This is a genomic window from Williamsia sp. (genome assembly GCF_036566845.1).
Lineage (GTDB): Bacteria > Actinomycetota > Actinomycetes > Mycobacteriales > Mycobacteriaceae > Williamsia.
This window is the reverse complement of the sequence record NZ_DATCVM010000211.1, coordinates 11,768-32,511: the sequence shown is the minus strand read 5'-3', so window position 1 is coordinate 32,511 and position 20,744 is coordinate 11,768. Positions and strand designations below refer to the sequence as shown.

Genomic DNA, 20,744 nt, shown 5'->3' with positions numbered 1-20,744 from the left:
AATCACTCCTCTCGATTGAAGTTCGCAGCGGCCCGGCGGCGCGCGGCCAGGCGGCGGCGAGCGGCGGTCAGGCTGCGCTGACGCTCGGGTGAAACCTGCTTGGATTTAGCAACTTTCGGGCGGCCCGGATGGTCCTTGCCCTTCTTGCCGCGAAGCTCGCGGTTCTTCAGCGCCCACAGATCCGCGATCAGGTGATCGGTCAGTGTCCACGGGTACTGCCCGTCGTTGCTGTCGATCGCCAGCGCCGAGGTGTGGGGAAGATGCCGGATCCGGACGAAGATCATCCGGAGCGTGAGCTTGCGGCGGCCCTCCTCGTCGAACCGCCACAAGTCCCGCAGATCGATCTGGTGAAACCGGGACAAATCGGCTTCGACCAGATCGGTCTTCGTGCGGAGGACGCCGAGGAGGGCTCTCAGTTTCCCGACGTGTAGAACCCGCCGACCTCGGCGAGTTTCTCGAACAATTCACCGAATTCCTCGTTGTTGTACCGCTTTGCTCGGATCTCGGCGAAACCTCTCGGGCCGACAAGCTCGCTCACCGCGGTCACCGCGTTGCCCTGCTCGAATGCGTACGTCGCCTCCATCGACCATTTCAAGACGTCAGATGGGATGGTCAGCACCAGGCCGTCGTGCTCGATCTCGATGAACTCGTCATCCTCGGCTTCGACCTGCACAGCGGCTCGCTTGGCTGGCGCGCGCTTGGCAGCGGCTCGCTTGGCCGGTGCGCGCTTGGCGGCAACCTTCTTCGCCGGTGCCTTCTTGGCAGCCTTGGTCTGGCGGTCCTGCGGGCGCGGCGCGTTCGCCGGAATCCGAGACTGTTTGGCGGCCGCGCGCTTGCGTGGAATGCGGTGTGTAGGTTCGGGTTCGGGTTCGTTGTCTTCGTCCTCGTACTCGGCGTCTACCTCAAGGTCGTCGTCGAGCTCGTCGTCGTCGGTGTAGTAGTCCGAGTTCACATCATCGAGATCGATTTCGTCGGGCTCGACTGCCTTGGTCTTACGTGCGGTCATGTCGCGGTTCCTTCTCTGGTGATTGGCGCCAGATCACAGGGGCCACCGCCGCGAGGATGCCGGCTGTGGTTGCTTCTGGCAGGTTGGACAATCCGTTGTGGATTGCGGTAATTCGGCCGCAGAACTCTTCAGTGCGGGTCGTGTCGACGGTTTGCTGTTCGTCGAGGACCACCGCGTTGATGAGGGTCTGCGCGACAAGGGATCGCTTGTTGCGCGGTACCTTGCCGTTCTCGTCGAGCAACCCCATCTGAGCGGCTGCCTGTGTGATCTCTTCGTCGGTCGGTGGGCGCTTCACTCGCTCGCGCCCGCCCGGTCAACCTCTTCAACCTGTGCGGTGAAGAGAGTCACTGTCACCGTGGGGATCTCGTCAGGTCCGGCCGGGTTGATGGTCGGACCTTCCTCGGTGATCAACCACGGGAACTCCTCGCCGTCGACGAAGAGCTTCTGTGCTTCGTGGTCGACGACGATCTTCTGTGGAACATCGGGCATCGCGAACCCTTTTCGTGCGCGGTTCAGGGGTGGAACCTCACCCGCCGGGCGAACCGCGATTGAACTCCCGGCGGGCGAGGCTTATGCCGCTTCGACGACCACGGCGGGCGTGGTGCCGCCCGTGAGCGCCGCTGCGGGGCTGGTGAGGACACCGGGCGTGTCGAGATCGAACTCGGCGATCCAGTTGCCCGGGACTCCGGACACCTCGACGTTGTCTGCGCCGACAGTGTCGAGAGATTCGAGCAACGTCTCGACCGCCGACGGGGTGCCGGCGACGGGCACGCCGGCCACGGTGTCGGTGTCGCCATCGAAGGCGTAGGCCAGCGAGAACGTGCCGCCGGTCGGTCCGCCGGTGAGGCGGATCCGGTAGCGGTTGATCTCGTCGGTGTCCGCCGCGACACCGTCAGTGTCGGCGTTCTGCTTGAGGAACAGCTCCTTGTTCGAGTTCGGGAAGATTCGCGCGGAGAACTCGAGCGAGGCGAGGTCGGCCTCGTTCTGGGTCTTCGACGGCGCCGTGATGCGAGCCGGACGAGTGGTGACCAGACGGCGGGTCTTGCCGTCATCGCCACGGGTCTCGAACGCGATGTACTCCTCGGCGGGCTGGGCGACCCGGACGTGGGTGCTCGTATCACCGGGGGAGTACAGGTAGCTGTTGGTGTCGTTCTCCGGCTCCAGAGCGGTGAACGAACGGGTCATCGCGAAGTTGCGCGAACCCACCTTGATCACGCCGTAGCCCCACGCGGAGTGGTCGGTCTCGTCCCACTCGCGCTCTTCGCCGAACCCGTCGTCGCCGTTGAGCAGACCGACAAGGTCCCACTCCTCGGAGAACGGATCAGTCGATGACTCCGGCATGAAGTCGGCGACGGTCTGACCGGCTCCGAGCTTGTTCCGACGCAGGATATATACGTCGGCTTCGCTGAAAAGAATTGCATTGTCCGGGTTTCCGGCCATGGCAAAGCACCCCTCTCGGGCTTGTTGGTGTTGGAATTCGCGGTTCTCCCACCCGGAGGGGTGGTGGTCGTGGGCCGTCTAGGTGACGGCGATCGTGCGCACTCGAGTGCGCACGGTGAACGAGGCGACGATCGCCTTGTTGTTGGGGTCCTTGCTCTCTTGAATCGAGACACCTGGGCGCACAGTGGCAATCCCGGGGATCCTCTTGCCGAGCAGCAGGCCAAAGCAGCGGCGCACCACCGCGATGGCGATGTCGCGATCGGTGGCCCAGATAGTGCACCTGATGGTCGGCTGCGTGGTGATGGGCCAGTCAGACGGGCCGCTGTCGTCGAACAACACCACCGCTGCGGGGGACTCGCCGAGAGTCCAGTCCGCCGGCAGCTCCAGGCCTACGGTCACACCGGCGAACGCCGGAGACGATGCCAGGGCGGCGATCTCGGTGGCGAGCCAGTCCTTGATGATTCGGACCGCGTCAGCGGGCTCACGCAACGGACTATCCACGAACGTCGAGGCCCAACGCCGCTGCGGCGCGGGTCAGTGACCCGCGGGTGGCCTGGTAGTGCATGCCGCGGGGGCTGGCGATGGTGACCGTCCCGACAGCACGGTCACTGACATAGCCACCGACCTCGACCTCGACATGGTCCTCGCTCGCCAGATCCGCGCGAACCTCGGCAGCGATCTGGGCGGTGAGCGCGGCGACCACCGGCGCGACCTGCGTGCGCAGGATCTCGCCGACACCTTCCTTGTCGAGACGAAAAGTGAACGAGTCAGCCATCATCCAACCTTTCGCGTCGCCGTGATGTCGTACCCGGACAGCTCCGGATCTTCCGGATCGATCTCCGGGAGCGGGTTACCGTCGACCTTGTACTTCTCGTTGCCACGGTCGACGAGCTTGAGGACCGTCCTGCTCGAGATGCCCGACGTGATCGGCAGGAACACCCGGATCGCGTCATCGGTGCCGGCGCGACCCCGCTCGGCCAGTTCGGCCGACGACAGCTGCTCCACCCGGCAGTTCGGAATTCTCCCGAGATCGGGCACTTTGCTGGTGTTGCCGTTGCCGTCCCGCACGAGATCACCGGCTACCTGCACGGTCTCAGTACCGAGCATCAGGGCAGTCCTCGAAGATCCCGATTCCCAACGTGCTGGTAGGGATGCCGAGCTGCTCCTTGTGCCAGTCCGAGAAGGACAGAGCACCACCGGGATTGACCAGGGTGCCAGCCTTCTGTCGGGAGCCCTCGACGCGGTTGTAGCTGATGTGGCCCTGATAGGCCGCGGTCATCATCGCTGTCTTCACGACGTCGATCGATACCGTGAGGGCCGCCGGGTTGTTATCGGCGATCGCGACACCCTTGGCCTCGAGGTACTGATCGCGGATCCACTTACCGGCCGCTGTCAGCAACTGGGCGGCGTAGGTCAGTTCGGGATTGGAGAGGGACCGCCAGCCGGACTGCAACTGCTCGGCAGTCGTGAACGCCTCCGGTCCCTCTCCGCTCACGCCAGCGCCTTGATCAGTGCCGCGCGATCCATGCCCTTGGCCTCGTCTTCATTGAGACCTTGATCGACCGCGTACGCGACCCACAGCTCCAGATCAGCGGTGTTCGGCGGCTTGGGCAGGGTGCCCTTCGGTGGCGCATCGGCCGGGGCGTCGCCGGCGGCACCCTCATCGTCGCCGGAGCCGCCGCCGTCGTCGTCCCCTTCGTCGCCCTCGAGGCCGTCGAGATCGTCACCACCCTCGTCGCCATCGGTGTCGTCGTCAGCGTTCGACTGATCCGACTCCTTGCCAGCGGTGGCCGTCGACTTGCGCGAACGGCGTGCGCGCTTGGGCTTTGCGGGCGGCGCGGACTGGACCTCGGCAACAACGACCGCACCGCAACCCAACAGCCGCGTAGCCTCGGCCTCGTCGAGGTCGGAGATGACCGCGCCCTGAGCATGTTTGACGATCTTGGTCGGCAGACCCTTCTCGTCTCGCTCGACGGCCTGATCGAAATACGTTGCCTTCAAAACGTAGTCGGTCATGGCGTCACCACTCCTGTCAGCCACACTGCGGCCTTCGGCTGATCGAGCCCGAGCGCGCGCTTGTGCGAGGCATCCGAACGCCACGTCTCACGCGGACCACCGTTGGGGCCGTTGCCCTCCGGGTACAGGCCGGTGAACTGCAGCGGCCGAGTGTCGGAGTAGAAACCGGCGACGCCGCGCTGCATGATCAAGATCCGGTCCTTCGGGAAGGTCCGCGACTTGATGATGTTCAGGCCATAGAGCTGCCCCGGGAACACGCCGGTGTAGGCGATGCTCTGGTCAGCGATGTTGCCGTTGTAGATCTTCAGGATCTGCTCGTTGTCCATCAGCGTGGCGAGCAGACCCGGGTGAGCGACCATCACGTCGGGCTCGAAGCCGTAGTACTCGTCGTCACTGGTCGCGGCAGGCGCGACCGGTGCAGCCGAGGTGACGGTGTCGATCGCCTTGGTGATGTCGGTCCGCGGCTTGCCGCCGGCCTGATCCCACGCGGTGGTGACCGCGATGGTCGGGACCGCATTCGACTGCAGCAGCGCCTTGGCCGAGCGGTCGTTGGCGCGGATGAAGGTGTTCTTCAGGGCAGTCATCTGCCGCTGCACCTCACCGATGTTGTTCTCGTCGATCATCTCCTTCGAGACGCTGATGCCGAGGGCTTTCTTGACCGCGAACGCAGTCCGCGGCACGCCGCGAGATCCAGCGCTGATCGGGATCTCGCCGAACTCGGCGACGTCCTGGACGTCATCGTCGAGGAACAGTGGATCGCCCTCTCGGAACCCGACAATGCCGTTCGGGTTGGGACCTGCGTTGCGGAACAACGCCTCGCTGATGAACTGATTGGCCATCAGTTCCTTGAGCTTGGTGGGAATCCACAGGGGACTCGCGACCAAATCGGAGACGGTCAATCGTCCGCCGTCCGACACGCTCACCACTTTCTGAACCATGGTTGTGCTCCTTCGTTTCTCGTGTTGTGAGCGGTCAGATGATCCGCATGAGGCCGGCAGTGTTGATCAACACGCCGGCGGGTTCGGTGCAGATCCCCACGATGGTGCGGGCATCCGGCGTGGCACCGGCCGGAGCGACCTTGCCGGTAGCGGTCGCGACGAGCTTGTCGCCGAACGCGGCCGCAGTCGAGTACGTCACCTTCACCTCGGTGCCCGCGTACGCCACGGCAACCTTGGTGGGGATCGCGACTGCGGTCAGCACCGGTCGACCCAGACTGTCGGTGGTGGGGTCGGTGACCACCTGCTCTGGGGCGATGGCATCGGTGAGCGCCACACCCAGCACCTTGAGACTGGCTGCACCGGCGACACCGATGCGGCCACCGGCGCGGCCCTCGACGAGCTGCCCGCCGAGGATGGTCTCGCCGGAGGCAGGGGTGAAGGTTTTCGGGCCACCCTTGGTGACCTGCACGATTCCGGACATGATCAGAACTCCCAGCTCTTGAACTTCGGGTTGGTGGTGATGTCGTCGGACTCGTCGATCGGATCGCCGGAGTGGCCGAGTTCGGTCATCGGAACGGAGGCCTGCGCGGGAAGGTCGTTGAGGAACGTTTCGGTGCCCTCGGGGTCCTTCTCCATCAAGCCCAAGTAGTGCTCCTTGCGGGCCGGCGGGATCTTGCCCGCGTTGATCGACGCACCGACCACACGCTCTCGGTGCTCCCGGACCTGCTGTGCGCGAGCCTCACGGCCGGCGGCAGCGTCGGCGCGCAGCTGCTGGTCGGCAGCGGCATCGGACACCGTCAGGCCGTGCTTGCGGGCGGCGGCGGCGAGCTGGTCGACGGTCAGATCCTCGACGTCGACCGCAGCGGGGGCGTCGGGGTTGGTGTCGGAGTTCGACACCAGTTCGTCGATCGCCTTGAGAATCTCGTCGTCGTCGGCGTCGGCGGTGATACCGAGGCGCTGGACGAGGCTTTCGTTCAGAGTGGGCACGGTGCCCTCCTTCTTTTCTGTTACCTCTACCTCGGTGGTGGAGGAGCTGGTGACCGAGGCCGCGGGGCGGGCCTCAGCGCGCGATGCGCATGCCAGAGCGGGCTTTTCGGCCTTCGCCCGGGCGTTGACGTATTCGACTTTCACGGCCTGCGGGTCGCCGAAGGTGACCTCGCCTTCGCCGGCGACCTCGTACGGGATGCGCTCGATCGTGTCGTCGGCATCGTTCTGCACGATCAACTCCGGTGGGTCGACGTACATCTCGCGGATCCAGAGGTGCCAGTCGGTACCGGGTCCGTTGTAGTAGGCCTTGCGGACCTGGTCGATTGTGGTCGAAGCCATTGCAGTAGATGCCATGGCGGGTTCCTCCTTCAAGGGTGGATTCGTGTAGAGGTCGTAGAGCGATTCGAGGGTCCCGATTCCTGGTGTCACGACACCGAGAAGCGCCACGGCCGCGACGACGAACGGGTGATCGTGCCCGAGTTGGCAGGTGAAACCCGCACCGGAGCTATAGAACTCGCCGGATCGGTCGGGGTACGCAGCGGCGATCACCGAGCGTCCTTCCTCGTCCGGCTCGGCGAACCACGCTGGCACACCGACAAAGTCACCGATCAACGTCTGCCCGTCATCGGAGAGACGCATGTTGTCGACCAGTCCGATCGACGGGTCACCCTCACCGGGGGTACCGGTGTGCCCGAGCTTCAGACACGGCCGGCGGACCGCGGGGCACTGCTGCGCGGCCACGGCCGCCGCGAGGTTCTCGGCGCTGGGGTGCCAATCGGTGGCGTTGCTAATGTCCCAGAACCCGACCGTCGCGAGCTCCACGCCCTTGATGGTGGCCATCGCCGGGGTGGCGAGTTGCTCTACCACAGCGTGTCCTGTTGTTCGGCGCGCTTGCGCCCACGGCCTCGCGAGGCTGCCACCGGCGACACGACCTCGGTAGGTTCGGGCTCGTCGTCGACCCCGTCGTCGTCCTCGACCGGTTCGATCTGAGTCGGCAGGCCCATCTGCTGGCGCACGCGGCGTTCGACGAGGACGTCGGGGGACAGGAGCTTGGCGTCGACGAGCATCTTCAGGCCGGCGGCCGTGGCGTCCTGGCGGGTGCCGATCTCGTCGCACACGATGCGCGGGGCGGGTTCGTCTTCGCCCCAGTTCAGGTCGACGATGTCCTCGACGATGTGGGCCGTGCCGATGAGGCACTGGTAGTCGGCTTCGGTCTGCTCGGACTGCACGAAGGTGTCGGACTGGACGCTGGCCAGGGCGTAGCTACCGCCCTTGCCGTCCAGATTCAGGAAGTGCGCGAGACCGGCGATCGAGATCGCCTTGTCGTGACCCTCGATCATCGGACGCAGGTTCGGCAGCGCGCCGTTCACGCCAATGAGGTTGACGTCCCAGTCCGGGCCGGTACCAATACCGCCGCGCTCGGCCGCACGGAAGTTCGACGCGATCTCGACCGCACGTTTGATCGCAGCGTCATCGTTGGCACCGGCTTTGACGTGCGGGATGCCCACGCCGTTGCGTCGTGCGAGCACTGCCTCGATGCGCAGCAGCTCGTCCTTGAGCAACACGTGCTTGTAGGCCGGCCGAAGCAGAGAGCGGCCCATCCACTTACCGGGGACCTTCTTGTGCACGTACACAACTAGCCGCGACACCGGGATAGGGACGCCGCCCTGGACGACGTCGTTGACCGTGTAGGTTCCGGCCGGTACGTGCTGGATGACTTTGACCAGTCCACCGTCGCGAGCGGTGATGAACTGTGCGATTGTGTCCTGTGGCCGCGGGGCGAGCTTGCGAAGGTGCACGCGCCCGTTGGCATCTGGCGGGAAGTACACCTGTTCGAACACCGCGTGTCCGTACTCGAGGCGCGACAGTGACTGCTCGACGTGTTCGGCCCACGAGAACCGGCCCTTGGTGCGCGCCTTCGGCAGCGCTTCGTCTGCGCCGTCGATCGGCAGGCCGAGATCCTTCGCTACGTGCTCAGTGACCTCGTCGCGTGCACCGTTCGGTTCGATGCGGTACTTGGTGCGCTGCAACGGGAGCTTGATCGCCGCCAACAGGCTCGCCACGCGGCCGTCCTCGACCGACATCCGCCCGTACGTCTGGATCGACTGCGGCCACTGCAAGGCCGCGACGCGTTCGTCGGTGTCCCAGTGGTCCCACGCGAGGTCGTTCTGCTTGACGTAACCGATCTCAGAGACCGGGGCCGGGGATTTGGCCATCGTCAACACCTCGCTTTCATTATCAGAACGCGGATTCCATCGCGTCGAAGTCGTCGGTGAGGTCCCACAGGTCGTCATCGATCTCAGTGGGACGTCCGATCTCGGCCAGCCCGACATCGCCTGCGGCTGGCTCGATTCCGAACTGCTGTAAGCCCAGGCGGGCGAGAGTGACGGTCACCAGGGGGGCGATGTTGGTTCCCTCAGGCCTCGCCCACGCGAAATCACCCTGCGGAAGAACTCGTTTCGTGGCGCCGGTGATTGCCTCGATCAGCCCGCCCCAGTCGGTGAACGACATCTGTTCGTCGGTGATGTCGTCTTCGATGCCTTGGCAGGCCACCGCCATATCGGAGGTATTGGTCTCCTCGGGCACGATGCCTTCGGCGATGAGCAGTGGCACCAGGACTTTGGCCGGCGAGCGACGGTCGATCATGATGACCACCGGGTCCCAGGCGTGCACAATCTGCACGAGCTTGGCCACCATGGTCCCGTTCGTCGCGACACCGTTGAACCCAATCTCGCCGTGGATCAGGCCTTCTTTGGTCCACTGCGCCGCGCCGATCACCCAGTGCCGATCGCCGTACGACCGATCCACCGAGATGGCGACCGATCCGGTGAGGTCGGGGGCGGGGTCGATGATCAGCTCGTCTTTGTCGAACACCGTCACGGCGTCGTTGTCGTCGGCCGGCCAGTCGCCCCACCCGAGCCCCTCGACGCCGTAGGACTTCTGTTTCTCCGGGACTCCGCGCGCCTTGCGGAGCAGGGCCAGAATCTTCTCGTCGGTCTGGATGATGCCGTAGCTCGGGTTGGCCAGGCGGGCGGTCTCGAGCGCATCCCACGGCAGATCTTCGGGCGCCATGAACTCCGCGAAGTAGAAACCCTCACCCTTAGCCAGGCCCCGACGGCGCATACGCGCCAGCGTCTGCCCGTTCGGGTGGAGTTGCGCATTGACTGCCGAGCTGGTGTAGATCGTCTGCGGATTGTTCGCGGCCATCTGCGCCCAGTCCAGGGCATCTTCCATACCGCCAGTGACGTGATAGGCCTCGTCGTAGATCAGGAGGTCGATGACCGTGAAGCCGCGGCCGGCATCGTTCGAACGGGTGGCGAACTGGATCTTCGGGCCCTCGACGCCGGGACTCGCACCGACCAACTGGGTTTCAGCGAGACCGTTCGAGACCGTTGGCTTCTTAGCGAGCTTCGCCTTGAGCGATGGGCGGGCGTTGATCATCGCGTTGAACCGTTTAGCGAGCGATTTCGCTGTCGTCCACCGCTGAGTGGTGAACACGATGTTCTCGCCGCGCACAAACAGCCCATACAGGCAGCGCAGCAACAGGATCTCGGACTTGCCGTTCTGTCGGGGGACAATCAGGCAGCACTCAGGGTGCGTCCAACGATTGGAGTCGTCGATCCGCAGAATCGCGCACAAACTGTCGTACTGCCACGGGAACAGCCGGATTCCCACCCGATTCGCAAGGATCGCGGCCTTGTGGCCACGTATGTCTGATCCGTCGAACTCGGACAGGTTGTGGGGGAGCTGGCGGCCGGTGAGCTTCGGAAAGTCCTCCAGCGACGGCGCGATCGCGGATTCTCTCACTCGTCGTCGCCCAAACCGGCGGTGTCATCGCCGTCTGCCGGCCCGCGAGTCACATCCCCGTCGCGCCAGCGGCGGATCTCGGCGAGCAAATGCCGCAACACGGTGGCCTGGCGAGCCGATTCACCCATCGCCGAGCTCACATTGAGGAAAACGTCGCCGCTTTCGCGCTTGACGATGTGAAACCAGGTCTCTGCGTCGCCCGAGAGCACCGAATCAAGTCCATTGAGTCGGCGAAACGCTCGAACGGCTTCCAACGCGAGCGCCTGGATCGACTCCGGGTCGGATTCGGAGCAAATCGCGTCGCGAAGCGCCTGTTCATCGGGGGTAAGTTCACCAAAATGCACGAATTACCCACCCCCGAGCCGATTTTCGCCGGATTGAAATTTCGTCCGGGTCGAAAAAAAAATTCCTGACTACCTGGAGGGGCAGGGCGACCCCCACCCCTCGATATTTCAGGGGGTGGGGGTCGCCGGTGCCGTTCGACGCCGAATTGTCCAGCCGCACTTGCGACTACACGTTTTCTGGTTGGGATGCGGCTGAAACTCGACGCCACACACTTCGCACCGCTGCGGTTGGCGTAGGTGCTTGCCTTGTCGTCTCAACGACCGTGTTGCGCCATCGCGGCGGTTGCAGTGCTGGTGGGCCAGGCGGTCACCGGGGGCGCCCTCGGCCCTCGCTGCGGGATTGGAGTGGTCGCAGTCGAGCAGTTGGTCGGGATACATCGGGTCGCCGCACAGAGGGCACTGCGTGCCTGGCACGAGGTCTCTGAGCAACTGTCCACGAGCGAGCTGGTGAGCATAGCCGTAGCCCTGCTCGGTGGTTGTGCGGTTGTCTCGGTTCGGTCTGCGATCACGCTTCGGTCCTCGACGACCTGCCAGCACTGCGGATCTGCGCTTGTGTTCGGTCTCGCTCATGCGATGGGCAGCGAGGTCGGCGTCCAGATTCGTCTGCTGTCTATCGAGTACTCGACGCCTGCGCTCGGTGTCCTTGCGTTCCGCCTCACGTCTAACAGCACGACACGGATGGCACATGGGTTGCTCGGTGTATGTGCGTATCGCCTTGCCGCATTCAGTGCACTCGCGTGCCTTGATGTCGGTCACCAGATGGGCCATGGCATACGCCTTCTGTCCAGCGCTTCGATACGGACCTCGGTGCCCGTGATCGTTGGTCTCGTATCGTCGCGGCTTCCGTCACCTCGAGCACTGTTGCAATAGCCATGCAGAAGGCGGTCTGTCCTGCGCCCACCTGCGGCGCGGGGCACGCTGTGGTCACCGGCGAGGCTCTGGCTATCCCAGTTGCGGGCCGCGTCGAGGAACATGGCACGACCACACCACCAACAAGGTGAGCCGTCAACGTGCTTGTCTCGCAAGGCTTTCACTTGTTGCTGGTGTGGCCAGCCCAATCCCTTGGCCGTTGTGGACTTCGCTGGCCTTGGCATCGGGACTCCTTACGTACGATCTCGCGCAGTAGCAACCTCACCCTGAGACAGAACGGGGAGGGATCAAGGGCACGCCGTGGACGTGGGCCGAAGCCTTGCACTTACACCAACCAATCGAGAGCAGCAGCCGCCGACGATCGATGAGTTGACACGAGATACGACAAGCGGCGGATCAGTCCTGTCCAGACCGGTCACGCCGATGGCGCTAGCCTACCATCGTTACTGTTGCTAAGGAGTCAAGTACCTACAGCTCAGTCGGCGTGTCACCATCTGCTGAGTGAACCAACCGCACGTGCTGCTCATCGGTACGGCAACACGCCATGCTGCCTTCCTGGATGGATCTGAACGCGATCACGCACTCCGTGACCTCGAGCAAGGCTCTCGCTGGGCCAGGGATGAAGCCTCCGCTTTCGTACTCAGTCATCGGTAGCTGCGTGCAGACTTCGCAGTAGACGACTCGGTGGCGGTCGTACCACCATCGTGTGATGCGGTTCCGCGGCGGCCGGTATAGGGTGCAGTGCGGATTGGTGCAAGGGTGTTGGATCGTAATCCTCATGGCTATGTTCCTTTCACGTTGAGGATCTGTCGCAGCACGTACTCGATCTCGACCAGGTCCTTGGCGTCTTCCATCACCTGATCGATGTCCTTGTACGCCTGGGGGATCTCGTCGATCCACTGCTCCCCGTGCCGGTACTCGATGCCCTTCATCGCAACAGCGAGGTCGTCGAGGTTGTACAGCTCCTTGGCCTTGGTGCGCGAGTACCTGCGGCCGGCGCCGTGCGGTGCTGAGCACAGGCCGCCCGGGTTGCCCTTGCCCCGCACCACATATGAGCGGGTGCCCATAGATCCGGGGATCACACCGCGTACACCCTCGTGTGCATCGATGGCGCCCTTGCGAGTCAGCCACACATCCTTGCCGCCGTGCTGCTCTCGCACGGTGTAGTTGTGGTGGCAGTTGATGCGGTCGAGCTCCACCTTGGACGACTTCGCCCAGGGCTCCAGTGCCGGGTCGACCCAGTGGGTGAATGCCTGGGTGAACCGGTCCATCATCTCGGCGCGGTTCTCGAAGGCGAACATCTGGGCCCAGTCCAGCTCGTTCAGATAGCTCCGCAGTTCAGGGGTCCCTGACGGCAGGTACGCAAGGTCAGGGTTCGGGAGTTGGATGTGCCATTGCTTGCACAACTTCTGCGCGATGCGGATGTGTTTCTGGGCGATCTTGTTCCCGACACCACGAGAACCTGAGTGCAGGAACAGCCACACCTTGTCCGACTGGTCGAGGCACAGTTCGATGAAGTGGTTACCGCCCCCGAGCGAACCGAGCTGCTCGCGCCACTTCGGCGAGTGCTTCAGGTCGACCCCACGCCGTTCGGCCGCTGACTCGAGGAATGCGACTCGGCGTGGGGTGAACTCAAACCGATCGAGGCTCTTGTTGTAGTTGCCGGGAGACAGAGGGATCGAAGACTGGATCGACTCGCGCAAGGCAACCAGGTCAAGGGCAGCGATGTCGGTGAAGTCGAAAGCCGTTCTCACCGCGATCATCCCGCAACCGATGTCCACACCCACCGCTGCTGGGATCACCGCGTCCACAGTGGGGATCACGGTGCCGACGGCACTGCCCTTACCCGAGTGGGCATCAGGCATCAGAGCCACGTGCGGATGCACGAACGACATCAGCGACGTCTCCTTCGCCTGCTCGATCGTATTGTCGTCAATCTGGCTGGCGAAGTTGATCAGCTTGAAATCGTCGATCCTGTACGGCATGGCTGCAGTCCTCTCAGTTGTTCCGCCGGCGGCGGCGTTCACGGGTGGGGTTGTTCGCCCACATCGGTGGCGTGTGGGCGGGGCGGGGTGGCCGGGGTCGGCCGCGGTCGTCGAACCGGGACTCGGACGGCGGTGGGGTCGGTGGCTGACTGGTCGTGCCGATCCATGGTGACGAGGGCTGTTGGAACAGGCCTCGCCTCGGCATGGATGGCCCCGGTTGAATCGGCGGCTCGATGTCGTCTATCGACACTGAGTACGCGCCGTTCCCGTGGTCGTCTACTGTGGCCCTGCCGACGTAGATCTGGCCATCGATCTCGACGCCTACGCGCTGGCCCGTCTGGGGGTGCGGGACCGCCAGATATGGTGGACCGTCGGGCAAGGAGTGACGGGGCGGGTTCGCGTCGGGTTCCTGGTTGTAGGTGACTGCGCCCTGGCCGGCATGAGTTCCGATCCACCTATCGATCACGCTGTAGTCGAAGCCGAGGAGCATCTGCTCGAGCAGATGTCGCTGCCATTCGGCGAGAGCCACGGGTCCGGGCCAGGCAGAGTTGGGCCAGGCCAAGTTGCTGTCGGAGGTGCTGGCGAGGGCGTGCTCGGCCATGGACCCGGGGCAGAGGACCTCCGAGTCGTCCTCGTCATAGCGGTAGTCCGGATCGAACTCTGACTCCGCATAGTGCAGATCCCCGACCTCGTCGCCTTGCAGGATACGCACCTGGTGTTCGTACAGCCGTTGCATGTGCTCCTGGCGCATCTCCTCCATGCGCTGGGTTATCGCGAGGCCGTGAAAGTCCCTGCCGCAGTGCGGACACCGGGTCGGGCGGCTCCGAGTGAAGCTGCTCGGGTTGGTCAACTGCTCGTCGACGAGGCGATCGATGTCGTCGACGATGTCGCGATCAGGCATTGAACATCACCACGTCGTACCACCGCTTAACCCAGCGGGCGTCGCCCTTTGCTGTGTGCCGCTCGCCGGTGGCGGGCGGCTCGACACCGCAGGCAGCCGCGAGCTCGTCGGAGCGCCACGGCAACGTCAGGGGCGGGAAGTCGTACCCTGCGCGGCGGGCCGCGGTAATCCAACCGACCGCGAGGGTCTCCACGTCGAGGAGGTGGTAGTTCCAGGGCGGCGCCCATCCGAACTCCCCGAGCAGATAGGCGAGGCGCTCGGTGTCGAAGTTGGGGACCGCGCCGACGATGAGGGGCTTGTCCTGGAGGAACTCGGCGATGGTGGCCGCGGCGTCGCCTCGCGGTACTGCGGTTCGGTAGTCGTAGCGGGCAGCGTGGTCGTCGCGAAACGACTCGGGTTGCTTTCGCATCTTGTTCACGTTGTGCTCGATGAACAGGTGCAGCTCGGTCTCCGTGCCGTCAGGGTGCCGGCGGATGGCGGCGAACTCCCAGATGTCGTCACCGGTGATGGACAGGCCCGTCGTTTCGGTGTCCAGGAACACTAGATCGCAGATCGTTGGCATCAGCTGTCTCACTTCGCTTTCGACGGTTTGCGTTTGCGTTTGGTTTTCGTCTTTGGTGGCTGGCGTCGGGTGTAGGTGGCGTGAGCCACGAGCAGGTCGCCGAACACGAAGAAGTGGGTTCCGTCTTTCGTGTCGACGGGCTCCACAGCGTGGTTCTTGGCGAGGGTGTGGACGCGGTTCTTGTTCAGTCCGATCGCGGTCCCACCGAGGTGCCGGGCCAGTGTTGCGGCCTGGGATGCCGAGACCACCTCTTTGTGTGCGTCGGTGACGCGGGCCGGGTTGACCGAGATCTCGTCCTCTTCGGGGAGATCGACAGCGCGCCAAGCCCACTTGATCGCGCCGTGGATCCGGGCGGGCGCTGGTTCCGAACCCGGTGTCAGTGCGAGGTACGTGACATTGCGGGCGAGCCACCGTCCGAGGGCGGGAATCGAGTTGTTCGCCGGCGGATTGAGGACCGTACCGCACCGCATCGTGAACTCGACCCACTTCTGCAGTTCGTCGTTCAACGCCTTCGCAGCCTTGGCCGCCTGGTGATCGTACGGTTCGCGGCCGGAGTCGTTGGACTGCCGGCGGATGCGATCGTTGCGCGTCGTCCGATCGAGCCGAACCTCAGTAATCGCGAGATCCTCAGCCAGACCCGGTAGCTCCTTGATCAGCTTGTCCGCCAGACGTTTGCGCTCAGCCTTGGAGATGGTGAACACCGTGCGCCCCATCAGTTGGCCGCCCTATCGGGGTCGTCGTAGCGGGCGACGACGGCGCCCATGATCTCGTCGCTGAGAGCTCCCTCGACCATCTCCTGAGCCGATCCGTCGGCCGCGAGGTACAGCTCGGCGAGCACGTCGACATCGACCTTCACTGTCACGGTGTGGCCGGTGCGCAGTCTGTAGGCAGTTTGGTATCGCCGCCACATGGTCTCGCACTGGTCGCATGGGTCTTCGAGCCGAGCCCGATGCCGCCGGTACGCCGCGGGTGTGCCGCACGGTGCCAGAGGTGCTGCACCCTTCGGTCGGCTATCTCGACTACGCAAGCCGAGCATTTCGCGCTCAACAGTTGCCAGGATCGGCCGACGGGGTTTCGGCGCGAGGTTGATCGTGAACTGGTTGCCGGATCGTTTGACGATCCACACCTCGAGGCCGGCGCGGTAGATGCCGGTGGGTGTTTCGAGTTGATATGCCAGGTGATAGCTCACGACCGTCAACTTTCGTTCGGTGCTGCGTGGTTGCATTTCCAGCAGGGTTGAGGGAGTCCATGTGCGGGGCAGTCGGTCTCGGTCACTGTTGACGGTGGTCCGCGCCATCCGTGCCAGGGAGATCCGAATCCGCCGGCGGGGGCCTGGACACCGGGGGGTGGTGCACCCGCATCGAGAGGTTCGGAGGATTGCTGATGTTGTTGCTCTGCTTGCGTCTTCTGGGCCAGACGAGCGCGGCGCCGACGGCGGCGGGCTTGTGCAGGCGACTCGAGGGGGGCAGCGGGCGGCGGCGACCCGGAGCGGTCACCCTTCCCCGGACCCCTACCCACACCCTGCCCCTGACCCTGTCCAGGCCCGCGTCCGCCCGGGACAGCAGAATCAGCCTGATATCGGGGTGATACCGGCGTGATATCAGTTCGATCCGGTGGGTGATCGGTTGTCTGATCAACCCTTCGGATCGGTGAATGCTGCTCCGAGCTGACGGGGGACGCAGGCGCCTCAGATACAGGTTCGGCGGGCAAGGTCGGTCGGGAGCTACCTGACTCAGACTGCCGCGCAACGTGACCTGTACCGGGCACCGGTCCAGCAACGTGCTGCTCATCAACATTCGAGGGCTCCGGACGCGGCTGTGGCAGTAACGTCATGCCCGCCTCCTGCGGCGTCCGGTTGCCCTTTTTCTGATTGCACTTCCCACAAGCCAGGACCACGTTGCGGATGCCAATCGCTTTGCGTGGGTCGACGTGATCGAGGTGTGGGCGCTTGTCGATCTCAGACCGGTTGTCTTTGCGTTTCACAACAACTCGGCAGTACCTGCAGGCCCCGGTGTTCGGATTCGCTGGGTCGACGCAATCACGCGCCCACACCTGTGCGATCAACTCGGGGTCTTTCAGTTCCTGCCGCTTGCTGCGGTTCACGCGAACCTGGGCGGCCTTCGTGTACTTCATGTCGAACCAGTCGTGGAACAGGAACGTGCCCTCGACCACGGGCGGGCATCGTTCACAGTCGTGCCCGGGCCGATGCCAGAGACCGGCATCTACCAACAGAGCAGCGAGGTGATCAACGACCGACAGGTTCAACATCAGCCGCACCAAATCAGTGCGAGCCACGACGCCGTCCGAGCCAGCGTTCTGACTATCGGTGCCGGCCAGAAACCACATCCCGATCGCCGCCGGGCCATCGAGGTACCCGTCCAACACCGGAGCAACCAGCTGACGCGTCTTACGGTTCTGCGCGAACTGGTCATCACCCTGGAAGAACGGCAACGGAACTCCCTTTCGGAGCAGACAACATCAAACGCAAACGGGGGTGAGGTCGTGTGAACGGTGGGCGGTGCGCGCGCCGGCGGATGCAGCCTCACGGCGTGGGACTCCAAATCAGCAAGCAGCAACCGAAGGGGGGGCGTTCGTTCGGTTTGACGTCGAGATGTCCGGCCCTGATGAAGCGCATGCGGCCGGGGAGGAACTCGACGCGCAGACCGGACCCGGGTCGATCGCGGTGAGGTTCGACGTGTTTTTGCCACCACTTCTGCTCGGTCCGATTGGCAGGCAGCAGCATTACGATTCCGCGTGCGCGTTCGTACTCCGCCCACGCCTTGAGAACCCATGGCTCGATTGCGCTGAACGGCGGGTTGCACCACACCAGCTCGTCAGCCCACGACTGCCGGAGTCCGTCTGTTTCCCGGTCGTAGTACTTTTCGCACTTTGTGTTATGCGCAGCGGCCGCGACGTCGACGGTGAACTGGCCAAACCTCTCGACGAACATCGCGAAGTGCAACGGGGTGGTAGCACGATCGTCAACATCGTCCACGGGCCCGGACGGCAGGGTCTGCTGTGGATGATTCTGTGCCCGAAACCCAATGAGGCTCACGGGGTGTCCACCAATGCCATTGCGACACCGAGAGATACCGAAACCGCTCCCAGGAGTACGGCCACCGCGCCGATTCGAATGAACCACGGGAAGTACCGGGTGCTCACGACTGCACCTCGTAGGTGCGCTCGAACTCTTCGGCGGTCACGACGGTGATTTCGTCGTCAGTCATGACGAACCAGGTGCCCCGGTCGACTCGGATTGGCGATGTGTCAGTGCCGCTGCGGTAGACCGCGAGAAAAGGATCAGCGTGCTCGAGTAAGTGCCCGTTGCTGCGATCGAGTTCGCTCTTGCGGCGCAGGTGATGTTCGTAACCCCTTGGAACCGGGAAAACGACGAGGCGACCGTTGATCCACTTGATCAGTTTCTCGGCGTCGTGAAAATTTCCGGAGAACTGCATCGCTTCTGCGGGTGCGGCTTTGGGCTGGACAACGATGGCGTTCATTCGGCAGCGCCACCCTCGTCGGTGTCACCTGTCTCGGGGAGTTCCGGCGAATCGTCGCCGTCCTCGCTGTGCTCGACGACTGCGGTGGGCCACAGCGCGCCGATCTTGCTAAGCCACTCGTCGTCAAGATGACTCATCCCCTCAGACAGGATCGGTTTGCCGCGGTCATCGAAATGCGCTGTCTCGGTCGGGCCGTCCGGGTCGCTGTGATCCGGATTGGCCATCGGCGCGACAGCTCCGATCCACGTGTCGCCGATCTGGACGCGATGCAGCTGGAGTGGATGGTGGCCGAACAAGTTGATCGCGGCGCCGCGGCGTCTGGCGATCTTGATCAGCGGTAGCAGTGCCTGATACGTGAACGACGTGCGGGCGATGTCGGGACGGGGTTCGCCGGAAGCGTCGACCGGGTGGGGGAGGGGATCGTCTGAGAGGATGCGGCGCCAGCGGTCAAGCGTTGGGTCGTCGTCCTCGAACTCCTTGTAGTCGAAACGCAATTCCGTTCCGCCATCGAACAGTTCAGGGGTTTCGCGGATGAGGATCGCGTCACCTTCGACTGAGATGTCGACCGTGTGGTCCTTGAGCTTGGCGTAAACCTTGTACACCGAGATGGCCGCCTGCACATCGCTGGCGGGCCAAAGGGTGGCCTGCAGTTCGCCGCTGATCGCGGGTGTCCAGGTGTGGCCCAAGGTGGCGCCGTCGGTCGACGTGCCGACGAGCAGCGAGATCTCGCCGGGCTCGGCGCCGAACTCACCGCGAACCGAGCCGAGGTACACACCGCGCCAGCCGCAGGTGTCCAGTAGGTCGGTGAGAAGATCGACGAGTCGTCGAGTGTTGATGGAGATCATCGGATTTTCCACGCAATCTCGTGGAGTTCATGGGCAATCAGGCGGGTTGCCGGTGTCCCGGTGCCCGCGATCGGTGCCGACGCGTACTTGGTGTGGATGGCGGTCTTCTGGTAGACCGCCGCGGCGAGTGCGGCTTCGTTGATGCGCGCGAGCAGTCGCACAATGTTGAAGGTCCGCAGTTCGGGGAACGTTCTCCAGATGTACGAGATGGTGAGCTTGCGGCGTAGATCGTCAACCCATTCGACGGGCTCGCGTGCCGACATCGCGGGGGTGAGGTGTTCAACGATCCGGATCAGTGAATCTTCTGGACATGCACAGATCAGATCGCCGGCCACCGCGAATTGCTGCCAGGGGATCTGGAGTTCCCGGATGCCTGGCAGTGGGTGTTTGTCGAGGATGGTCTGCAGTGGTGTGAGAGGGCCGGCGATACCTGATCCGCCGGGGTCGTTGCCGACCTGGTCGCCGGCGGTGCGGTACGGGGACGCAACTGTGGCGAGGTACCGGACGCGTCGCAGAAGGGCGAGTTCGTGAAGTTCGCGCGATCGAGCGAGGTGCCGGATCAATTCCTCGACGATGGCGGCGCCCTGCGAATAGCCGACCAGTGCGATCGGATCGTCTGAGGGCAGGTGCATCAGTTGATCGATCGTGTTCTGCCGGCCGATCGATTTGGACACTGTGTAGGACATTGGGTTGCCGTAGGAGGCGGGGTAGTCGACCCAGTGCGGCTGCCATGTGTCTTTGGTGCGGGCGACGACGTCACCGAGCAGTCCGTATGCCTGGTGTTCCCATGTGCCGCCAATGATCACGAGGTGCGGCTTGGTGGCGGGCGCGGTCATCGGTGTGACCGTGCTGCCATCATGGCTGCGGAGGCATTTTCCGTCACCTGATCGATGTCCTTGGACGCCTGAAGGGACGTTGCGAGGGCCGCGCTTTCGGCATCGACCTCCTTGGCGCGGTCGCGCTCTTGGACGTGGTAGGCAGTAGTTGGCCGGCGTACGTCCAGCAGGGCGGTCCGCGCGACGTGAAGGATCCGGTCAGGGGTGACACTGCCGTCAGCTTCGATCGTGACGGCCCATTCGTGTTCGTCTTCCTCGAGGCGCAGTTCGACCCTCATCAGATGCTCCCGGTGGGTGCGAAGTTGGGGAGTTCGGCGGCGCCATCAGCGCGGCCGAACAGGTGGAGTGCGTAGGGGTGGATGTTGACGTGGCTGTCGGTGGGGACGAACACCTGGTAGGCGTGACCCGGGAACACCGCTCGGTGCAGCAGCACCAGTTCGTCGTACGTTGGGGTGGTGTCGGGATGGCTGATCGAGGCGTGAATCCACTCGACTCCAGCGGTGTCGGGGAGATCGGAGATCGTGGCGAGGACGCGGGCGTCGTGCAGGATCGAATCGAACCGCCATCCGGCGGGCCCGAACGCGATGGGGACGTGCCATTCTTTGCGGCCCAGCAGGTTCCGAATCTTCAGCGGATCGAGTTGGGTGGGCCGGGTTACGCGGGAGTTCATGGTGTTGCTACCTCCAAGCTGAGGTTCGGGGCATCGA

Annotated in this window: 28 protein-coding genes; all 28 read right to left on the bottom strand. The window is 64.1% G+C overall.

Annotation, left to right across the window (positions count from 1 at the left end):
• Positions 1–2 precede the first annotated feature (2 nt).
• Positions 3–329: a hypothetical protein gene (locus VIQ49_RS20485; RefSeq protein WP_331888066.1), complete on the bottom strand. Its 327-nt coding sequence runs from the start codon at positions 327–329 to the stop codon at positions 3–5.
• Between the two features lie 83 nt (positions 330–412).
• Complete coding sequence (locus VIQ49_RS20480; protein WP_331888064.1) at positions 413–1,006, bottom strand: hypothetical protein; 594 nt, start codon at positions 1,004–1,006, stop codon at positions 413–415.
• Positions 993–1,301 carry a hypothetical protein gene (locus VIQ49_RS20475; RefSeq protein WP_331888062.1) on the bottom strand — a complete coding sequence of 103 codons (309 nt, stop codon included), beginning with the start codon at positions 1,299–1,301 and terminating at the stop codon, positions 993–995. Before VIQ49_RS20475 ends, VIQ49_RS20480 begins: the two co-directional genes overlap by 14 nt.
• The gene (locus VIQ49_RS20470) at positions 1,298–1,495 is read right to left on the bottom strand and encodes a hypothetical protein (RefSeq protein WP_331888060.1); all 198 of its coding nucleotides are present in this window, start codon (positions 1,493–1,495) and stop codon (positions 1,298–1,300) included. Before VIQ49_RS20470 ends, VIQ49_RS20475 begins: the two co-directional genes overlap by 4 nt.
• An 81-nt stretch (positions 1,496–1,576) precedes the next feature.
• A complete protein-coding gene (locus VIQ49_RS20465; protein ID WP_331888058.1) occupies positions 1,577–2,446 on the bottom strand; it encodes a hypothetical protein in 870 nt (289 codons plus the stop codon).
• A gap of 78 nt (positions 2,447–2,524) precedes the next feature.
• Positions 2,525–2,935 (bottom strand): hypothetical protein, encoded by a 411-nt coding sequence (locus VIQ49_RS20460; protein WP_331888056.1) that lies wholly within the window; start codon positions 2,933–2,935, stop codon positions 2,525–2,527.
• 4 nt (positions 2,936–2,939) lie between these two features.
• Complete coding sequence (locus VIQ49_RS20455; RefSeq protein ID WP_331888054.1) at positions 2,940–3,221, bottom strand: hypothetical protein; 282 nt, start codon at positions 3,219–3,221, stop codon at positions 2,940–2,942.
• The gene (locus tag VIQ49_RS20450) at positions 3,221–3,553 is read right to left on the bottom strand and encodes a hypothetical protein (RefSeq protein WP_331888052.1); all 333 of its coding nucleotides are present in this window, start codon (positions 3,551–3,553) and stop codon (positions 3,221–3,223) included. The genes VIQ49_RS20455 and VIQ49_RS20450 overlap by 1 nt, the downstream gene beginning before the upstream one ends.
• Positions 3,540–3,941 (bottom strand): hypothetical protein, encoded by a 402-nt coding sequence (locus VIQ49_RS20445; protein WP_331888050.1) that lies wholly within the window; start codon positions 3,939–3,941, stop codon positions 3,540–3,542. Before VIQ49_RS20445 ends, VIQ49_RS20450 begins: the two co-directional genes overlap by 14 nt.
• Positions 3,938–4,462: a hypothetical protein gene (locus VIQ49_RS20440; RefSeq protein ID WP_331888048.1), complete on the bottom strand. Its 525-nt coding sequence runs from the start codon at positions 4,460–4,462 to the stop codon at positions 3,938–3,940. The genes VIQ49_RS20445 and VIQ49_RS20440 overlap by 4 nt, the downstream gene beginning before the upstream one ends.
• Positions 4,459–5,400, bottom strand: coding sequence for a hypothetical protein (locus VIQ49_RS20435; RefSeq protein ID WP_331888046.1), 942 nt, complete (start codon positions 5,398–5,400; stop codon positions 4,459–4,461). The genes VIQ49_RS20440 and VIQ49_RS20435 overlap by 4 nt, the downstream gene beginning before the upstream one ends.
• 34 nt (positions 5,401–5,434) lie before the next feature.
• Positions 5,435–5,881 carry a hypothetical protein gene (locus VIQ49_RS20430; RefSeq protein ID WP_331888044.1) on the bottom strand — a complete coding sequence of 149 codons (447 nt, stop codon included), beginning with the start codon at positions 5,879–5,881 and terminating at the stop codon, positions 5,435–5,437.
• Between the two features lie 2 nt (positions 5,882–5,883).
• Complete coding sequence (locus VIQ49_RS20425) at positions 5,884–7,254, bottom strand: phage protease (protein ID WP_331888042.1); 1,371 nt, start codon at positions 7,252–7,254, stop codon at positions 5,884–5,886.
• Positions 7,248–8,603 (bottom strand): phage portal protein family protein, encoded by a 1,356-nt coding sequence (locus VIQ49_RS20420; protein WP_331888040.1) that lies wholly within the window; start codon positions 8,601–8,603, stop codon positions 7,248–7,250. The genes VIQ49_RS20425 and VIQ49_RS20420 overlap by 7 nt, the downstream gene beginning before the upstream one ends.
• A gap of 22 nt (positions 8,604–8,625) precedes the next feature.
• A complete protein-coding gene (locus tag VIQ49_RS20415; RefSeq protein WP_331888038.1) occupies positions 8,626–10,194 on the bottom strand; it encodes a hypothetical protein in 1,569 nt (522 codons plus the stop codon).
• On the bottom strand, positions 10,191–10,538 hold the full coding sequence (locus VIQ49_RS20410; protein ID WP_331888036.1) for a hypothetical protein: 348 nt from the start codon (positions 10,536–10,538) through the stop codon (positions 10,191–10,193). Before VIQ49_RS20410 ends, VIQ49_RS20415 begins: the two co-directional genes overlap by 4 nt.
• Before the next feature lie 1,652 nt (positions 10,539–12,190).
• Entirely contained in the window at positions 12,191–13,393 is a 1,203-nt protein-coding gene (locus VIQ49_RS20405; RefSeq protein ID WP_331888034.1) for an RtcB family protein, read from the bottom strand.
• Between the two features lie 13 nt (positions 13,394–13,406).
• Entirely contained in the window at positions 13,407–14,294 is an 888-nt protein-coding gene (locus VIQ49_RS20400) for a hypothetical protein (RefSeq protein WP_331888032.1), read from the bottom strand.
• Positions 14,287–14,856: an exonuclease domain-containing protein gene (locus tag VIQ49_RS20395; RefSeq protein ID WP_331888030.1), complete on the bottom strand. Its 570-nt coding sequence runs from the start codon at positions 14,854–14,856 to the stop codon at positions 14,287–14,289. Before VIQ49_RS20395 ends, VIQ49_RS20400 begins: the two co-directional genes overlap by 8 nt.
• Before the next feature lie 8 nt (positions 14,857–14,864).
• Positions 14,865–15,569: a hypothetical protein gene (locus VIQ49_RS20390; protein WP_331888028.1), complete on the bottom strand. Its 705-nt coding sequence runs from the start codon at positions 15,567–15,569 to the stop codon at positions 14,865–14,867.
• Positions 15,569–16,081 carry a hypothetical protein gene (locus tag VIQ49_RS20385; RefSeq protein WP_331888026.1) on the bottom strand — a complete coding sequence of 171 codons (513 nt, stop codon included), beginning with the start codon at positions 16,079–16,081 and terminating at the stop codon, positions 15,569–15,571. Before VIQ49_RS20385 ends, VIQ49_RS20390 begins: the two co-directional genes overlap by 1 nt.
• Complete coding sequence (locus VIQ49_RS28860; RefSeq protein ID WP_349257398.1) at positions 16,051–16,989, bottom strand: HNH endonuclease; 939 nt, start codon at positions 16,987–16,989, stop codon at positions 16,051–16,053. Before VIQ49_RS28860 ends, VIQ49_RS20385 begins: the two co-directional genes overlap by 31 nt.
• Positions 16,990–17,398: 409 nt before the next feature.
• A complete protein-coding gene (locus VIQ49_RS20380; protein ID WP_331888024.1) occupies positions 17,399–17,851 on the bottom strand; it encodes a DNA N-6-adenine-methyltransferase in 453 nt (150 codons plus the stop codon).
• A gap of 163 nt (positions 17,852–18,014) precedes the next feature.
• Positions 18,015–18,356: a hypothetical protein gene (locus VIQ49_RS20375; protein ID WP_331888022.1), complete on the bottom strand. Its 342-nt coding sequence runs from the start codon at positions 18,354–18,356 to the stop codon at positions 18,015–18,017.
• Positions 18,353–19,201, bottom strand: a complete 849-nt coding sequence (locus tag VIQ49_RS20370) for a cell division protein FtsK (RefSeq protein WP_331888020.1) — start codon at positions 19,199–19,201, stop codon at positions 18,353–18,355. The genes VIQ49_RS20375 and VIQ49_RS20370 overlap by 4 nt, the downstream gene beginning before the upstream one ends.
• A complete protein-coding gene (locus tag VIQ49_RS20365) occupies positions 19,198–20,037 on the bottom strand; it encodes a PE-PPE domain-containing protein (RefSeq protein ID WP_331888018.1) in 840 nt (279 codons plus the stop codon). Before VIQ49_RS20365 ends, VIQ49_RS20370 begins: the two co-directional genes overlap by 4 nt.
• Positions 20,034–20,315 carry a hypothetical protein gene (locus VIQ49_RS20360; protein ID WP_331888016.1) on the bottom strand — a complete coding sequence of 94 codons (282 nt, stop codon included), beginning with the start codon at positions 20,313–20,315 and terminating at the stop codon, positions 20,034–20,036. The genes VIQ49_RS20365 and VIQ49_RS20360 overlap by 4 nt, the downstream gene beginning before the upstream one ends.
• Entirely contained in the window at positions 20,315–20,707 is a 393-nt protein-coding gene (locus VIQ49_RS20355; RefSeq protein ID WP_331888014.1) for a DUF7694 domain-containing protein, read from the bottom strand. The genes VIQ49_RS20360 and VIQ49_RS20355 overlap by 1 nt, the downstream gene beginning before the upstream one ends.
• Between the last annotated feature and the right edge of the window lie 37 nt (positions 20,708–20,744).

Coding starts and splice junctions, on each gene's coding strand:
- VIQ49_RS20405 (WP_331888034.1), bottom strand. CDS start 13,393: ATGCCGTACAGGATCGACGATTTCAAGCTGATCAACTTCGCCAGCCAG.
- VIQ49_RS20395 (WP_331888030.1), bottom strand. CDS start 14,856: ATGCCAACGATCTGCGATCTAGTGTTCCTGGACACCGAAACGACGGGC.
- VIQ49_RS20375 (WP_331888022.1), bottom strand. CDS start 18,356: ATGAACGCCATCGTTGTCCAGCCCAAAGCCGCACCCGCAGAAGCGATG.
- VIQ49_RS20365 (WP_331888018.1), bottom strand. CDS start 20,037: ATGACCGCGCCCGCCACCAAGCCGCACCTCGTGATCATTGGCGGCACA.
- VIQ49_RS20435 (WP_331888046.1), bottom strand. CDS start 5,400: ATGGTTCAGAAAGTGGTGAGCGTGTCGGACGGCGGACGATTGACCGTC.
- VIQ49_RS20355 (WP_331888014.1), bottom strand. CDS start 20,707: ATGAACTCCCGCGTAACCCGGCCCACCCAACTCGATCCGCTGAAGATT.
- VIQ49_RS20420 (WP_331888040.1), bottom strand. CDS start 8,603: ATGGCCAAATCCCCGGCCCCGGTCTCTGAGATCGGTTACGTCAAGCAG.
- VIQ49_RS20470 (WP_331888060.1), bottom strand. CDS start 1,495: ATGCCCGATGTTCCACAGAAGATCGTCGTCGACCACGAAGCACAGAAG.
- VIQ49_RS20455 (WP_331888054.1), bottom strand. CDS start 3,221: ATGGCTGACTCGTTCACTTTTCGTCTCGACAAGGAAGGTGTCGGCGAG.
- VIQ49_RS20360 (WP_331888016.1), bottom strand. CDS start 20,315: ATGAGGGTCGAACTGCGCCTCGAGGAAGACGAACACGAATGGGCCGTC.
- VIQ49_RS28860 (WP_349257398.1), bottom strand. CDS start 16,989: ATGAAGTACACGAAGGCCGCCCAGGTTCGCGTGAACCGCAGCAAGCGG.
- VIQ49_RS20400 (WP_331888032.1), bottom strand. CDS start 14,294: ATGCCTGATCGCGACATCGTCGACGACATCGATCGCCTCGTCGACGAG.
- VIQ49_RS20385 (WP_331888026.1), bottom strand. CDS start 16,081: ATGCAACCACGCAGCACCGAACGAAAGTTGACGGTCGTGAGCTATCAC.
- VIQ49_RS20450 (WP_331888052.1), bottom strand. CDS start 3,553: ATGCTCGGTACTGAGACCGTGCAGGTAGCCGGTGATCTCGTGCGGGAC.
- VIQ49_RS20430 (WP_331888044.1), bottom strand. CDS start 5,881: ATGTCCGGAATCGTGCAGGTCACCAAGGGTGGCCCGAAAACCTTCACC.
- VIQ49_RS20390 (WP_331888028.1), bottom strand. CDS start 15,569: ATGGGGCGCACGGTGTTCACCATCTCCAAGGCTGAGCGCAAACGTCTG.
- VIQ49_RS20370 (WP_331888020.1), bottom strand. CDS start 19,201: ATGATCTCCATCAACACTCGACGACTCGTCGATCTTCTCACCGACCTA.
- VIQ49_RS20465 (WP_331888058.1), bottom strand. CDS start 2,446: ATGGCCGGAAACCCGGACAATGCAATTCTTTTCAGCGAAGCCGACGTA.
- VIQ49_RS20440 (WP_331888048.1), bottom strand. CDS start 4,462: ATGACCGACTACGTTTTGAAGGCAACGTATTTCGATCAGGCCGTCGAG.
- VIQ49_RS20480 (WP_331888064.1), bottom strand. CDS start 1,006: ATGACCGCACGTAAGACCAAGGCAGTCGAGCCCGACGAAATCGATCTC.